General features: G+C 69.7%; 12 protein-coding genes and 1 riboswitch. All 12 genes read right to left on the reverse strand.

Translation table 11 applies throughout. From position 1 onward, the window contains the following. Window positions 1–104: 104 nt before the first annotated feature. The 12 genes from thiC to mraY all read right to left on the reverse strand — a co-directional run bounded on the left by thiC (window position 105) and on the right by mraY (window position 15,529). Window positions 105–2,012, reverse strand: a complete 1,908-nt coding sequence (gene thiC / locus PY257_RS05580) for a phosphomethylpyrimidine synthase ThiC (RefSeq protein ID WP_275739742.1) — start codon at window positions 2,010–2,012, stop codon at window positions 105–107. Between the two features lie 91 nt (window positions 2,013–2,103). After that, window positions 2,104–2,226: riboswitch (TPP riboswitch) on the reverse strand. A gap of 500 nt (window positions 2,227–2,726) precedes the next feature. Further along, window positions 2,727–2,903: a hypothetical protein gene (locus PY257_RS05585; RefSeq protein ID WP_275739744.1), complete on the reverse strand. Its 177-nt coding sequence runs from the start codon at window positions 2,901–2,903 to the stop codon at window positions 2,727–2,729. Window positions 2,904–2,909: 6 nt separating this feature from the next. Further along, window positions 2,910–3,833, reverse strand: a complete 924-nt coding sequence (gene lpxC, locus PY257_RS05590; RefSeq protein WP_275739746.1) for a UDP-3-O-acyl-N-acetylglucosamine deacetylase — start codon at window positions 3,831–3,833, stop codon at window positions 2,910–2,912. Window positions 3,834–3,964: 131 nt separating this feature from the next. After that, window positions 3,965–5,188 (reverse strand): cell division protein FtsZ, encoded by a 1,224-nt coding sequence (gene ftsZ / locus PY257_RS05595; RefSeq protein ID WP_275739748.1) that lies wholly within the window; start codon window positions 5,186–5,188, stop codon window positions 3,965–3,967. 251 nt (window positions 5,189–5,439) lie between these two features. Beyond that, on the reverse strand, window positions 5,440–6,669 hold the full coding sequence (gene ftsA / locus PY257_RS05600) for a cell division protein FtsA (RefSeq protein ID WP_275739750.1): 1,230 nt from the start codon (window positions 6,667–6,669) through the stop codon (window positions 5,440–5,442). 55 nt (window positions 6,670–6,724) lie between these two features. After that, the gene (locus PY257_RS05605; RefSeq protein WP_275739854.1) at window positions 6,725–7,531 is read right to left on the reverse strand and encodes a cell division protein FtsQ/DivIB; all 807 of its coding nucleotides are present in this window, start codon (window positions 7,529–7,531) and stop codon (window positions 6,725–6,727) included. Further along, window positions 7,531–8,511, reverse strand: a complete 981-nt coding sequence (locus tag PY257_RS05610; RefSeq protein ID WP_275739753.1) for a D-alanine--D-alanine ligase — start codon at window positions 8,509–8,511, stop codon at window positions 7,531–7,533. The genes PY257_RS05605 and PY257_RS05610 overlap by 1 nt, the downstream gene beginning before the upstream one ends. After that, window positions 8,508–9,941: a UDP-N-acetylmuramate--L-alanine ligase gene (gene murC / locus PY257_RS05615; protein WP_275739755.1), complete on the reverse strand. Its 1,434-nt coding sequence runs from the start codon at window positions 9,939–9,941 to the stop codon at window positions 8,508–8,510. Before murC ends, PY257_RS05610 begins: the two co-directional genes overlap by 4 nt. 76 nt (window positions 9,942–10,017) lie before the next feature. Next, a complete protein-coding gene (murG, locus tag PY257_RS05620) occupies window positions 10,018–11,079 on the reverse strand; it encodes an undecaprenyldiphospho-muramoylpentapeptide beta-N-acetylglucosaminyltransferase (RefSeq protein ID WP_275739757.1) in 1,062 nt (353 codons plus the stop codon). A 162-nt stretch (window positions 11,080–11,241) separates the two neighbouring features. Beyond that, window positions 11,242–12,513 (reverse strand): putative lipid II flippase FtsW, encoded by a 1,272-nt coding sequence (ftsW, locus tag PY257_RS05625; RefSeq protein WP_275739759.1) that lies wholly within the window; start codon window positions 12,511–12,513, stop codon window positions 11,242–11,244. Further along, window positions 12,510–14,354, reverse strand: a complete 1,845-nt coding sequence (locus tag PY257_RS05630; protein WP_275739761.1) for a Mur ligase family protein — start codon at window positions 14,352–14,354, stop codon at window positions 12,510–12,512. Before PY257_RS05630 ends, ftsW begins: the two co-directional genes overlap by 4 nt. Beyond that, on the reverse strand, window positions 14,351–15,529 hold the full coding sequence (mraY, locus tag PY257_RS05635) for a phospho-N-acetylmuramoyl-pentapeptide-transferase (protein WP_275739763.1): 1,179 nt from the start codon (window positions 15,527–15,529) through the stop codon (window positions 14,351–14,353). The genes PY257_RS05630 and mraY overlap by 4 nt, the downstream gene beginning before the upstream one ends. Window positions 15,530–15,533 lie beyond the last annotated feature (4 nt).

Genomic DNA, 15,533 nt, shown 5'->3' on the forward strand with positions numbered 1-15,533 from the left:
TGCGCCAGCAGCAGCGCTGCGCAACCCTTGCACGAGCAAGGATTATCTTTTACCAGAGCTCATTCCCAATCCTTATGGGGCTCGGTGCTCCCCCATTGCGGCGCCTACGGCTCGGGCGTGAGTGGCACGTACAGCGCACCGCCGCGGCGGCGGAACTCCACGGACTTTTCCCGCATGCCCGCCTGCAAAGCCGCCTCGGCGCCGCCCGGCATCCCCTGCTGCGCGGCGTAGTCGCGCACCTCCTGCGTAATCTTCATCGAGCAGAACTTCGGGCCGCACATGGAGCAGAAATGCGCCACCTTGGCCGCATCCTTGGGCAGCGTCTCGTCGTGGAAGGCGCGCGCCGTATCGGGGTCGAGGCCGAGGTTGAACTGGTCCTCCCAGCGGAAGTCGAAGCGCGCCTGGCTGATGGCGTCGTCGCGCGCGCGGGCGCCGGGGTGGCCCTTGGCAATGTCGGCGGCGTGCGCCGCGATCTTGTAGGCGATGATGCCCTGCTTCACGTCGTCGCGGTCGGGCAGGCCCAGATGCTCCTTGGGCGTCACGTAGCAGAGCATGGCGGTGCCGAACCAGCCGATCATGGCCGCGCCGATGGCGCTGGCGATGTGGTCGTAGCCGGGCGCGATGTCGATGGTGAGCGGCCCCAGGGTGTAGAACGGCGCCTCGTGGCAGTGCTTCAACTGCTCGTCCATGTTGGCCTGGACCATGTGCATGGGCACGTGGCCGGGGCCTTCGATCATGGTCTGCACGTCATGCTTCCAGGCCACCTGCGTCAGCTCGCCGAGCGTGCGCAGCTCGGCGAACTGGGCCTCGTCGTTGGCATCGGCGCCCGAGCCGGGGCGCAGCCCGTCGCCGAGGCTGAAGCTCACGTCATATGCCTTCATGATGTCGCAAATGTCCTCGAAATGCTCGTAGATGAAGCTTTCGCGGTGGTGGGCGATGCACCACTTGGCCATGATGGAGCCGCCGCGCGAGACGATGCCGGTGACGCGGTTCACCGTCATCGGGATGAACGGCAGCCGCACCCCGGCGTGGATGGTGAAATAGTCCACGCCCTGCTCGGCCTGCTCGACGAGGGTGTCGCGGAAGATCTCCCACGTCAGGTCCTCGGCCACGCCGCCCACTTTTTCGAGCGCCTGGTAGATGGGCACGGTGCCGATGGGCACGGGCGAGTTGCGCACGATCCAGTCGCGCGTGGTGTGGATGTTGCGGCCCGTGGAGAGGTCCATCACGTTGTCGGCGCCCCAGCGGATGGCCCAGACCAGCTTTTCCACCTCTTCCTCGATGCTCGACGTGACGGCAGAGTTGCCGATGTTGGCGTTGATCTTCACGCGGAAGTTGCGCCCGATGGCCATGGGCTCGACCTCGGGGTGGTTGATGTTGGCCGGGATGATGGCGCGCCCGCGCGCCACCTCGTCGCGCACGAATTCGGGCGTGATGGCGCGCGGGATGCTTGCGCCCATGGGGTTGCCGGCCAGGCGCTGTTCGCGCGCCGCATCGGCCTGGTACCGGGCCATCCACGCGCGGCGCCCGTTCTCGCGGATGGCCACGTATTCCATCTCGGGCGTGACGATGCCCTGGCGGGCATAGTGCATCTGCGTCACATTGCCGCCGGCACCATTCGTCCGTTTCGCGCGGCGCGGCTGGCGCTGCAGCGCCGCGGCCTCCAGGCGCAGTTGGGCGATGCGCGCGTCGGCGCCGCCGCCGTCGTCCGGCGCCGCGTGTTCGCGGCCCGCATAGAACGCGGTGTCGCCGCGCTGGGCGATCCAGGCGTCGCGCAGGCCCGGCAGGCCACGCCGCACGTCGATGGCCACCGCCGGGTCGGTGTAGGGGCCGGAAGTGTCGTACACGCTCACCACCTCGCCATTGGTGAGCGCGATGTCGCGCACGGGCACCCGCAGGCCGGGGTGCAGCGCGCCTTCGAGGTAGGCCTTGCGGGAGGCGGGAAACGGCTGGCGGGTCAGCGCAAGCAGTTCGGCGAACTTCTGGTGCGCGAGGGCTTCGGGGGCATGCATCGGGGCGTCCTTGTCCGGGTGGCGGGGGTGGTGCGCTCCGGAGGGCCCCTGCGCCCGGATGGGCCGCCATGGCCGCGCGGGCGGCGGGCAGGCGTGCGAGGTCGGCTCTTCTTACGCCGGTATGAACCGGATCAAGTTCGTCGGGTTCGCGGCGAACCTGTCGTGAAGACAGGCCACCCGCATCTCAGCACATGGTGCACCCCGGAGCAGCCGCGAGTATAGAGCTAGAGCAGTGTTCAACGCCCAGCAGCACATGAAACCGCGCCTTTTGCCGCATGGCGGCGTTGCAAATCCTCGCGATAGCGACGGCTATCGCTGTGGTTTGCGCCTTGCCCTGCGCCAAAACGCATCGCTTTTATCCTGGAAACGGCAGTTGGATGCGTCTGCCAGTGCCGTGATCGGGGTGCCAGGCAAGACGCGACGACGCGGCGGGCTCATGCCCGCAAGGAGGAGCAACGCCGCATGGCGCCCCGAGCGCGGTGCTGGCAGGTGCATAGCGCGCTCACCCACGAGGTGAACCCCATCGAAGCCGGCAACGCTCGATTTGACGCGGCCTGGCAAGGGATACAAAGCGGTCAACTGCCATTTCCAGGTTTATTGGTGCCGCCAAGCATCGAACACCGCACTAGAGAACTCATGCGGCCTTGCCCCTGCCCCCGATCGCACAACCGCGTTGGGGTGCCTTGTTCTTCTGCACTTGAATGCGAAGCCGTATCAAGCCAGGCGTTCGAGGATCAGCACGGCGAAGAAGGCGAAAGCCGCCACCAGCGTCCACTTGAGCACCATCGAGCCCCAGCGCCGGTAGCGCGCCCGCCCCGTGCCCACGTAGAACGCGAAGCACACCGCCGCCGCGAACAGCAGCAGCATGACGAGCCAGCGGAAGACGAGCATGCGGCGCTACCAGGCCCGCGCGGGCTGCGTGAAACCCTGCGGCGCCCGGTGCTCGTCGTCGAAGGTGACGGTGCGCCACGCATCCTGCCGCGCCAGCAGCGCGCGCAGCAGCTTGTTGTTGAGCGCGTGGCCCGAGCGGAACGCGCTGTACGCGGCCAGCAGCGGGTGGCCGACGAGGTAGAGGTCGCCCATGGCGTCGAGTATCTTGTGCTTGACGAACTCGTCGTCGTAGCGCAGGCCGTCGCTGTTGAGCACCTTGTAGTCGTCCATGACGATGGCGTTGTCGAGCCCGCCGCCCAGCGCCAGGCCGTTGGCTCGCATCATCTCCACGTCCTTGGTGAAGCCGAAGGTGCGGGCGCGGGCGATGTCGCGCGTGTAGCTGCCGGTGCCCAGGTCGAACTCGACGCGCTGGCCCGTGGAATCGACCGCAGGGTGGTCGAAATGGATCTCGAAGCTGAGCCTGAAGCCATGGTAGGGCGCGAGGCGCGCCCACTTGAGCGTCGCGCCCTCGCCCTCGCGCACCTCCACGGGCCGCAGCAGCTCGATGAAGCGCCGCGGCGCGCCCTGCAGCGCGATGCCCGCGCTCTGCAACAGGAACACGAACGAGGCCGAGGAGCCGTCGAGGATGGGCACCTCTTGCGCCGTGATGTCGATGTAGAGGTTGTCGATGCCCAGCCCCGCGCACGCCGACATCAGATGTTCCACCGTGTGCACCTTGGCGCCGTCCTTGCCGATGGTGGAGGCCATGCGCGTGTCGGTCACGGCCTGCGCCGACACGGGGATGTCCACCGGCTCGGGCAGATCGACGCGGCGAAACACGATGCCCGTGTCCGGCGCCGCCGGACGCAGCGTCAGCTCGACCCTCTGACCGCTGTGCAGCCCCACGCCGACGGCACGGGTCAGGGTCTTGATGGTGCGTTGCTGGAGCATCGCTGGATTTTACTGGGCGCATCCCAACCCGGCAGCCGCCGTGGAACTGGCGCTGCCAGGCCACCGGCGGCGTCCCCTCTCCCGCAGGAGAGGGGGGCAGGCGGGCAGCGCCTCAGGGTGGCGTTCCCTGCTCAATCGGCCTGCCTGCGCAGGAACGCGGGGATTTCCAGGTCGTCCATGCCGCCCGAGGACAGCGCATCCACGCGCGCCGCAGCCTGGGTGCGGTTGGTGCGCCAGACGCTGGGCACGGCCATGTTGCCGTAGTCGGCGGAATGCAGGTTGCCGCCCGCGGCGTTGGGCGCCACGCCGGGCATGGCGGCGCCGGGCGCGCCGAAGGCCACGTTGTCGGTGCCGGTGCGCAGCACCTGCAGCGGCGGCGCAGTGCGGCGCGTGCCCTGGCGCGACAGGCCGGTGGCCACCACGGTGACGCGGATGTCGTCGCCCAGCGTGTCGTCGTAGGCGGCGCCGTAGATGACGTGCGCGTCCGGCGAGGCGTAGGCGCGGATGGTGTTCATGGCCTGGCGCGACTCGGAGAGCTTCAGCCCGCCCTTGGCCGCCGTCACCAGCACCAGCACGCCCTTGGCGCCCGAGAGGTCGATGCCTTCGAGCAGCGGGCAGGCCACGGCCTGTTCGGCGGCGATGCGGGCGCGGTCGGGACCACTGGCCACCGCCGTGCCCATCATGGCCTTGCCGGGCTCGCCCATGACGGTGCGCACGTCCTCGAAGTCGACGTTGACGTGGCCGTATTCGTTGATGATCTCGGCGATGCCGCCGACGGCGTTCTTCAGCACGTCGTTGGCGTGGGCGAATGCCTCGTCCTGGGTGATGTCGTCGCCCAGCACCTCGATCAGCTTGTCGTTGAGCACCACGATCAGCGAATCGACGTTGGCCTCCAGTTCCTGCAGCCCGGCCTCGGCGTTGGCCATGCGCTTGGCGGCCTCGAACTCGAACGGCTTGGTCACCACGCCCACGGTGAGGATGCCCATCTCCTTGGCCACGCGGGCGATCACCGGCGCTGCGCCGGTGCCGGTGCCGCCGCCCATGCCGGCGGTGATGAACAGCATGTGCGCGCCGTCGATGGCCGCGCGGATGTCGTCCGCCGCGGCCTCGGCGGCCTCGCGGCCCTTGTCGGGCTTGCCGCCCGCGCCCAGGCCGCTCTGGCCGAGCTGGATGGTCTTGTGCGCGGCGCTGCGCGTGAGGGCCTGCGCATCGGTGTTGGCGCAGATGAACTCCACGCCCTGCACGCTGCGCTCGATCATGTGCGCCACGGCGTTGCCGCCGCCGCCGCCCACGCCGATCACCTTGATCTGCGTGCCCTGGTTGAATTCCTCGACTTCAATCATTTCGATAGCCATGTCGTACTCCTAGTTTCCTGCAGTTGCCAAGTTGGGTCGTATTGAATGTTGTTCGGTTCATCGTGTCGGATGGCGTCGCCATCGTGGCCGGGGCGGCCCCTGCGGACTCGCGCGCGACAGCCACGACCCGCGAAACCCCTGCACACCCATTCCAGGAACACCGCGGAACCGGCTTCGCCGGGCTGCTGGTGTCGCCTCCCTGCAAGGAGGGAAGGCGCGGCGACACACAGTGCGCGAAGACCGGGGGATCATCAAAAATTCCCCACGATGAAGTCCCTGATGCGCCCGAACGCGGTCTTCACCGAGCCGTTCTTCTGCGCCACCTTGAAGCCGCGCAGGCGCGCCAGCCGCGCCTCCTCCAGCAGCCCCATGACAGTGGCCGCGCGCGGCTGGGCCACCATGTCCGACAGCGCGCCCACGTACTTGGGCATGCCGCGGCGCACGGGCTTGAGGAAGATGTCCTCGCCCAGATCCACCATGCCGGGCATCACGGCGCTGCCGCCGGTGAGCACGATGCCCGAGGACAGCACCTCCTCGAACCCCGACTCGCGGATCACCTGCTGCACCAGTGCGAATATCTCCTCCACGCGCGGCTCGATCACGCCGGCCAGCGCCTGGCGGCTCAGCATGCGCGGAGCGCGGTCGCCCAGGCCCGGCACCTCCACCTGCGTGTCGGGGTCGGCCAGCAACTGCTTGGCGAAGCCGCTGTCGACCTTGATGTCCTCGGCGTCCTTGGTCGGCGTGCGCAGCGCCATGGCGATGTCGCTGGTGATGAGGTCGCCCGCGATCGGGATCACCGCCGTGTGGCGGATCGCACCGCCGGTGAAGATGGCCACGTCGGTGGTGCCCGCACCGATGTCGACCACCGCCACGCCCAGCTCGCGCTCGTCGTCGGTCAGCACCGCCTGGCTCGACGCCAGGGGGTTCAGCATGAGCTGGTCCACCTCCAGCCCGCAGCGGCGCACGCACTTGATGATGTTCTCCGCCGCGCTCTGCGCGCCGGTGACGATGTGGATCTTGGCCTCCAGCCTGATGCCGCTCATGCCGATGGGCTCCTTCACGTCCTGCCCGTCGATCACGAACTCCTGCGGCGCCACCAGCAGCAGCCGCTGGTCGGTGGAGATGTTGATGGCCTTGGCTGTCTCCACCACGCGCGCCACATCGGCGGCGGTGACCTCCTTGTCCTTCACGGCCACCATGCCGCTGGAGTTCAGCCCGCGGATGTGGCTGCCCGTGATGCCGGTGTAGACGTGCGCGATCTTGCAGTCGGCCATCAGCTCGGCTTCCTTGAGCGCCTGCTGGATGCTGTGCACCGTGGCGTCGATGTTGACCACCACGCCGCGCTTGAGACCCGTGCTCGGCGCCACGCCCAGGCCGGCGAGCTTGAGCTCGCCGCCGGGCAGCACCTCGGCGACCACGGCCATGACCTTGGCGGTGCCGATGTCCAGCCCTATCACCAGATCCTTGTATTCCTTTGCCATATGCGTGCCTGTGCCTGTGCGTGTGTTGTGTGTGTGGTTCTCTTGCCTTGCCGCGTCAGCGGGGCCCCTGCTGCGTCGCCGGCTTCGGGTGCGTCTCTACTACCGTGGTCACGCCCTGCAGCCGCAGGGCGTAGCCGTCCTGGTGGCGCAGGTCCGCCGATTCCAGCGCGTCGGGGCGGCGCCCGTAGCGCGCGGCGACCTGCGTGAGCGTGCCGGCGAAGCGCCGCACGCGCGCCAGCACCTCGGCGGGCGCGCCGCTGCCCAGTTCGATGGCGGCGCCGCCGTCGAGCCGTGCGCGCCAGCTTCCGCGCGGGCTCAGCGACAGATCTTCCACGTCCAGGCCGAGCGGCGCGAACGCCGGCGCGAGGGTGTGGAACATCTGCAGCACCTCGGCGGACTGGCCCTCGGGCCCGCGCAGGCGCGGCAGCGCGGCGTCGCCGACCTCGTCCACGTTGGCCTCGAACACCTCGCCCTGGCGGTTGAGCAGGGTCGAATCGTCGTCGTCGCCCCAGTAGGCCACGGCCTCGTGCTCCTGCAGCGCCACGCGCAGCGTGCGCGGGAACTCGCGCCGCACCAGCGCCCGGCGCACCCAGGGCACGGCCTGGAAGGCGTCGCGCGTGCGCGCCAGATCCACGGTGAAGAAGTTGCTGTCGAGCTTGGGCGCCACGTTGGCGCGCAGCGTGATGGCGTTGGTGTGCGCCAGATCGCCTTCGACCACGATGCGCCCGATGGCGAAGCCCGGGTAGCGCAGCGCCCACCACACGCCCGCAGCCAGCACCAGCGCGCCACAGCACAGGAACAGGGCGGTGGCCGCCATGTTCATGAGGCGGACATCGATGGGCGGCTGCAAGGCTTCGGCCATCATGATGGCGCCCCGTTTGCGGCAGGAGTATCGAGCGCCGCGGATGCCAGCACGCGCAGGCACAGGTCTTCGTAGGCGATGCCCACGGCGCGCGCCGACATGGGCACCAGCGAATGCGTGGTCATGCCCGGCGAGGTGTTCATCTCCAGCAGGAACGGCTTGCGGTCGCTGGCGCGGATCATCAGGTCGGCGCGGCCCCAGCCGCGGCAGCCCAGCGTGCGGTAGGCGGCCAGCACGATGCGCTGGATCTCGCGCTCCTCCGCTTCGGGCAGGCCGCTCGGGCACTGGTATTTCACGTCGTCGGTGAAGTACTTGTTCTGGTAGTCGTAGGCACCCTCGGGCGCCAGGATGCGGATCACCGGCAGCGCCTGCGCGTGCCGGCCCTCGCCGAGCACCGGGCAGGTGACCTCGTCGCCGTCGATGAACTCCTCGCACAGCACGTCGGGGTCGTAGCGCACCGACAGCGCCACCGCGTCCTGCATGTCGGAATAGCCCTGCACCTTGGTCACGCCGATGGACGAGCCCTCGCGCGGGGGCTTGACGATCAGCGGCAGGCCCAGCACGTCGGGTACGGCGCGCACCTGCTCGCGCTGCTGCTGGTCCGCGGCCAGGCGCACGAAGCGCGGCGTGGGCAGGTTCTCGGCGATCCAGACGCGCTTGGTCATCACCTTGTCCATGGCGATGGAGGACGCCATCACGCCCGGCCCCGTGTAGGGGATGCCCAGCAGTTCCAGCGCGCCCTGCACCGTGCCGTCCTCGCCGTGGCGGCCGTGCAGCGCGATGAAGCAGCGCGCGAAACCCTCGCGCCTCAGGTCGCCCAGGTCGCGCTCCGCCGGGTCGAACGCATGGGCGTCCACGCCGCGCGACCGCAGCGCGGCCAGCACGCCGCCGCCGGACATCAGCGATATCTTGCGCTCCGCCGAGGTGCCGCCCATGAGGACCGCGACCTTGCCAAAGGATTTCACATCAAATTGGCTCACAGCGCTTTCACCTCCTGCGATGGCAGCTCACTTTTCTGTAGCAATTCGATCACTTTCCCGGGCACGGCACCGATCGAGCCCGCGCCCATGCAGAGCACCACGTCGCCCGCGTGCACGTTGGCCAGCAGGGCTTGCGGCATGTCGGCCACCGCGTCCACGAACACCGGCTCGAGCTTGCCGGCCACGCGCAGCGCGCGCGCCAGCGAGCGGCTGTCGGCGGCGACGATGGGTGCCTCGCCCGCCGCGTACACCTCGGTCAGCAGCACCGCGTCGGCGCCGTTGCCGATGACCTTCACGAAGTCCTCGAAGCAGTCGCGCGTGCGCGTGTAGCGGTGCGGCTGGAACGCCAGCACGATGCGCCGCCCCGGGTAGGCGCCGCGCGCGGCGGCCAGGGTGGCGGCCAGCTCCACCGGGTGGTGGCCGTAGTCCTCGATGAGCATGAAGGTGCCGCCGCCGACGGGCTGTTCGCCGTAGCGCTGGAAGCGCCGGCCCACGCCCTTGAAGCCCGCCAGCGCGCGCACCACGGCCTCGTCGGGCACGCCAAGCTCCACGGCGACGGCGATGGCCGCGAGCGCGTTGCGCACGTTGTGTTCGCCCGCGAGGTTGAGCACGATGTCGAGGTCCGGCAGTACCACGCCGTTGCGGCGCTGCACGGTGAAGCGCATTTGGCCGCCGTCGGCGCGCACGCCCAGCGCGCGCACCTGCGCATCCTCGGCCAGACCGTAGCTCGTGACCGGGCAGGTCACGCGGGTCACGATCTCGCGCACCGCCGGGTCGTCCACGCAGAGCACCGCCGTGCCGTAGAACGGCATGCGGTGCAGGAAATCGACGAACGCGCCCTGCAGGCGGGCGAAATCGTGGCCGTAGGTTTCCATGTGGTCGGCGTCGATGTTGGTGACGACGGCCATCACGGGCAGCAGGTTGAGGAACGAGGCGTCGGATTCGTCGGCCTCGACCACGATGTACTCGCCCTGCCCGAGCTTGGCGTTGGCGCCGGCGCTGTTGAGGCGCCCGCCAATGACGAAGGTCGGGTCCAGCCCGGCCTCGGCCAGCACGCTGGCGACCAGGCTGGTCGTGGTGGTCTTGCCGTGGGTGCCGGCGATGGCGATGCCGCGGCGCAGCCGCATCAGCTCGGCCAGCATGAGGGCGCGCGGCACCACGGGGATTTTCTTCTCGCGCGCGGCCAGCACCTCCGGGTTGTCGGCCTGCACCGCCGTGGAGATGACCACCGCGTCGGCCCCGTCGATGTGCGTCGCCGCGTGGCCCACGCAGGTGCGGATGCCCAGGCCCGCGAGCCGGCGCAGCGTGGCGCTGTCGGCCAAGTCGGAGCCCGAGATGGCATAGCCCAGGTTGAACAGCACCTCGGCGATGCCGCTCATGCCGGCGCCGCCCAACCCGACGAAATGGATGTGGTGGATGGCATGTTTCATCGCTGCCCTCCGTGCCAAGCGGATTCGTCGGCGTTCGTGACGCTCTCGACGAAATGGATGTGGCGGATGGCGTGCTTCATGCGATCAACTCTTCACACGCCGTGACCATCGCGTGGGTGGCCGTGGTCTTTTCCATGGTCTTGGCTTTCTCGGCACGCGCGAGCAGGTCGGCGCGCGTCATGCATCTCAACATGCCGGCCAGCAGGGCGGGCGTCAGGTCGCGCTGCTGCACGAGCCAGCCCGCGCCCTGATCCACCAGGAAGCGGGCGTTGGCGGTCTGGTGGTCGTCCACCGCCGCCGGAAACGGCACGTAGACCGCCGCCGCACCCACGGCGGCGATCTCGGTCACCGTGCTGGCGCCGGCGCGGCAGACGATCACGTCGGCCTGCGCATAGGCGCTGGCCGTATCGTCGATGAAGGGCGTCAGCGCCGCCTGCACGCCGGCTTGCGCGTAGTGCGCGCGCAACTCGTCGATCTGCTTGGCGCCGCTCTGGTGCGTGGCGACGGGGCGTTCGGCGGGCGGGATCAGCGCCAGCGCCTGCGGCACGATCTCGTTGAGCGCGCGCGCGCCCAGGCTGCCGCCCACGACCAGCAGGCGCAGCGGCCCGCTGCGCCCGGCGAAGCGCTCGGCGGGCGCGGGCTGCGCCAGGAACGCCGCGCGCAGCGGGTTGCCGACCCACTGGGCGCGGGGCAGCGCGCCGGGGAAGGCGGTGAATACGCGGTCGGCCACGCGCGCGAGCAGCCGGTTGGCCATGCCGGCCACGGAGTTCTGCTCGTGCAGCACCAGGCGCTTGCCGCACAGCAGGCCCATCAGCGCGCCAGGGAAGGTGATGTAGCCGCCCAGGCCCACGAGCACGTCGGGCTTGACGCGCCGCACCACGCGCAGGCTCTGCCAGAACGCGCGCAGCAGCCGCAGCGGCAGCAGGGCCAGCGTCTTCAGCCCCTTGCCGCGCACGCCCCCGAAATCCACGCCCTCGAAGGCGAAGCCCTGCGGCGGCACGATGCGGCTTTCCATGCCGCCGGGCACGCCGAGCCAGTGCACGCGCCAGCCGCGCGCGCGCAGCGCCTCGGCCACGGCCAGCCCCGGAAAGATGTGGCCGCCAGTACCGCCTGCCATGACAAGGGCCGTCTTGCTCATACGCGGCCTCCGCGCATGAGCGGCGCATTCGCGCCTCGCACCGCTGCGCGGCGCACCCGGTTTTGACGAAACAGGGTTCTCATACGCGGCCTCCGCGCATGAGCGGCGCATTCGCGCCTCGCACCGCTGCGCGGCGCACCCGGTTTTGACGAAACAGGGTTCTCATACGCGGCCTCCGCGCATGAGAACCCTGTTTTCGTAGTCGATCCGCAGCACGATCGCCAGCGCCACCATGTTCATCAGGATGGCCGAGCCGCCGTAGCTCATGAGCGGCAGCGTCAGGCCCTTGGTGGGCAGCGCGCCCAAGTTGACGCCGATGTTGATGAACGCCTGGAAGCCCATCCAGATGCCCACGCCCTGCGCCACCAGCCCCGCGAAAACGCGGTCGAGCACGATGGCCTGGCGCCCGATGTGCATGATGCGCCGCGTGAGCCAGAAGAACAGTGCCAGCACGCAGACCACGCCGGCCAGGCCGAACTCCTCGCCGATCACGGCCAGCAGGAAATCGGTGTGCGCCTCGGGCAGCCAGTGCAGTTTCTCCACGCTGCCGCCCAGGCCCACGCCGAAGACCTCGCCGCGCCCGATGGCGATCAGCGCGTGCGAAAGCTGGTAGCCCTTGCCCAGCGCGTGCTTCTCGCTCCAGGGGTCGAGGTAGGCGAAGATGCGCTCGCGCCGCCAGTCCGACAGCATGACCATGAGGCTGAAGGCCAGCACCATCACGGTGGCGATGAGGAAGAACATGCGCGCGTTCACGCCTCCCAGGAACAGGATGCCCATGGCGATCACGGCGATGACCATGAAGGCGCCCATGTCGGGCTCGGCCAGCAGCAGGCCGCCCACCATGGCCACGGCCACGGCCATGGGCAGCACGGCGCGAAAGAAGCGCTCCTTGACCTCCATCTTGCGCACCATGTAGTCGGCGGCGTAGATCAGCACGGCCAGTTTGGCGAGTTCGGAGGGCTGGAAGTTCATGACGCCCAGCACGATCCAGCGCCGCGCCCCGTTCACCCCCTTGCCGATGTGCGGGATCAGCACCGCGACGAGCAGCAGCAGCGACACCACGAACAGCCAGGGCGCGGCTTTCTCCCAGGTACGCAAGGGAACCTGGCTGACCGCGAGCGCGGCCACGAAGCCGACCGCCACCGAAAACATGTGGCGCGTGAGAAAGTGGGTGGATGCATAGCGCTCGAAGCGCGGGTTGTCGGGCATGGCGATGGAGGCCGAATACACCATGACCAGCCCCCAGGCGAGCAGCGCCACCGCGACCCAGACCAGGGTCTGGTCGAAGCCGCGCACCGCGGCGGCGGCGCTGCCGGGCGGGGCGTAGTCGGTGCCGCCGATGCGCACTGGCAGCACTTCCGCCTGCGGGCGGGCGAAGCCGCCGAACCAGGCGGCGACGCGCTGCCTGAACGTGGCGGCGGCGGCGGCACTCATGCGTCGCCTTCCAGCGCCTGGCCCGCATCGTCGGCCAGCGCCTGCACCGCGGCGCGGAACACGTCGGCGCGGTGCTCGTAGTTGCGGAACATATCCAGGCTCGCGCAGGCCGGCGACATGAGCACCGCGTCGCCCGCATGGGCGCGCTGCGCGGCAAGCCGCACGGCCTGCTGCAGGTCCGGCGCATCGACGAGCGGCACGCCGCAATCGGCCAGCGCGGCCTTGACCTGCGGCGCGTCGCGCCCGATGAACACCGCCGCGCGCGCGTAACGCGCCACGGGTGCCGCGAGCGGCGCGAAATCCTGCCCCTTGCCGTCGCCGCCCAGGATCACCACGACGCGCCGCTCGGCGCCCAGGCCCAGCAGCGCGGCCACGGTGGCGCCCACGTTGGTGCCCTTGCTGTCGTCGAAGAACTCGACGCCGTTCACGACGCCAATGGGCTGCACGCGGTGCGGCTCGCCGCGGTATTCGCGCAGGCCGTAGAGCATGGGCGCGAGCGGGCAGCCCGCGGCCTGCGCCAGCGCCAGCGCGGCCAGCGCGTTGACGGCGTTGTGCCGGCCCCGGATGCGCAGCGCGTCGGCGGGCATCAGGCGCTGGATGTGCAGGTCGCCGTCCTGGCCTCGCCGGCGTGTTTCGTCCGCATCCATGGCACGCACCAGCCAGGCCATGCCGGATACCGCCTCGATACCGAAGTCGCCTGGCCGTTGCGGCATGTCGGCGCCGAACGTGACGTGGGCGCGTTGCCGCGGCTTGTGCAGCCTGGCCTTGACGGGCTGCGGCAGCATGCCCATGACGGCCTCGTCGTCGCGGTTGAGCACCATCAGCGCATGCGCGCCAAAGATGCGGGCCTTGGCCGCCACATAAGCCTGCATCGCAGCCCCCACGCTCGTTGCTGCGCGTGCTTCGCCTCCCCCCGAGGAGGCACTCGCGTCTTGGGGCGGCCCTGCGACGCTCAAGCCATGCCAGTCGAGATGGTCCTGCGTGACGTTGAGCACGGCGGCCGCCGTGGGCTCGAAGCCTTCGGCGCCGTCGAGCTGGAAGCTGGACAGCTCCAGCACCCAGACATCGGGCAGCGTGCCAGCGTCGATGCGTGCGGCCAGCGTGTCGAGCAGCGTGGGGCCGATGTTGCCGGCCACGGCCACGGTTTTGCCGGCGCATTCGACCAGCAGGCCCGTGAGCGAGGTGACCGTGGTCTTGCCGTTGGTGCCCGTCACGGCCAGCACGGCGGGCGCGTAGCCCTGCGCTGCGCGCAGCTCCGCCAGCGCCGCGGAAAACAAGCACAATTCGCCTCCAGCGCTTATTCCACCTGCGGTAGCAGCTATCAATACAGGAGCAATCATGGCAGGACTCAAACCCGGGGAGCGGTACACGGCGTGCAGTCCGCGGCCTTCGACCAGCGCCGCCGTCAACGGCCCGGCGACGAACTCTGCCTGCGGGCAGTCGGCCCGCAGCGCGGCGAGCTGTGGCGGCTGCGCGCGCGTGTCGGCCACGGTGACGCGTGCGCCGCAGCGCACGCACCAGCGCGCCATCGCCAGGCCCGACGCGCCCAGGCCCAACACGAGGACGTGCCGGCCCCGCAGCAGCGGGGCCATGCCCTCGCCTGGGTGCGCGGCGGCCTCCGGCGCTGCGGTGGCGGGCAGCGGCGCGCTGTCGGCGGGTGCGGCCATGGGGGCATCGGCAGGTGCGGCCTCGGCCTCGGGGGCGGCCACGTCGGCGAAGATGCGCGCGACGAACTCCGCCGCGGCCTGGGCCGCCGAGACCGTGGGCGCCGCCACCGGCCCGGCCGCGGGGGGCGGGGCTGGCGTCGCGCCGGGGGGAAGGGTGCCGTCCGCCGTGCTCATCTCAGTTTCAGGGTGCTCAGGCCGACCAGGCACAGCAGCATGGTGATGATCCAGAACCGCACCACGACCTGCGTTTCCTTCCAGCCGCATTTCTCGAAGTGGTGGTGCAGCGGCGCCATCCTGAGGATGCGCCGGCCTTCGCCATAGCGCTTCCTGGTGTACTTGAAGTACACGACCTGCAGCATGACCGAGAGTGCCTCCACCACGAACACGCCGCCCATGATGGCCAGCACGATCTCCTGGCGCACGATGATGGCCACCGTGCCCAGCGCGCCGCCGAGCGCGAGCGCGCCAACGTCGCCCATGAACACCTGCGCCGGGTGCGTGTTGAACCACAAAAAGGCCAGCCCCGCGCCCGCCATCGCCGAGCAGAACACCAGCAGTTCGCCCGAGCCCGGGATGTGCGGGAACAGCAGGTATTTGGAATACACCGCGCTGCCCGTCACGTAGGCGAAAACGCCCAGCGACGCGCCGACCATCACCACGGGCATGATGGCCAGGCCGTCCAGGCCGTCGGTCAGGTTGACGGCGTTGCTCGACCCGACGATGACGAGGTAGGTCAGGATCACGAAACCGAACACGCCCAGCGGGTAGCTCACCTCCTTGAAGAAGGGCACCAGCAGTCCGGCCTTGGGCGGCAGGCTCACATCGAAGCCCGAGCGCACCCAGTTGAAGAACAGCTCGACCACCCGCCCGTTGGAGATCTCGGAGATGCTGAACACGAGGTAGAGCGCCGCCGTGAGGCCGATCACCGACTGCCAGATGTACTTCTCGCGCGAGCGCATGCCCTCCGGGTCCTTGTTGACCACCTTGCGCCAGTCGTCGGCCCAGCCGATGGCGCCGAAGCCCAGCGTGACCAGCAGCACGATCCAGACGAAGCGGTTGGACAGATCGGACCACAGCAGCGTGGACACGCCGATGGCCAGCAGGATCAGCACCCCGCCCATGGTCGGCGTGCCGCTCTTGGACAGGTGCGACTGCATGGCGTAGCCACGGATGGGCTGGCCGATCTTCAGCTCCGTCAGCCGGCGGATCACGAACGGCCCGGCCAGCAGGCCGATCAGCAGCGCCGTCATGGCCGCCAGCACGGCGCGCAGCGTCAGGTACTGGAAGACGCGCAGGTAGCCGAAATCGGGCGACACGCCCTGCAGCCACTGAGCGAGGCTCAACAGCATTGCG

The organism is Curvibacter soli, assembly GCF_029211125.1.
GTDB lineage: Bacteria > Pseudomonadota > Gammaproteobacteria > Burkholderiales > Burkholderiaceae_C > Curvibacter_A > Curvibacter_A soli.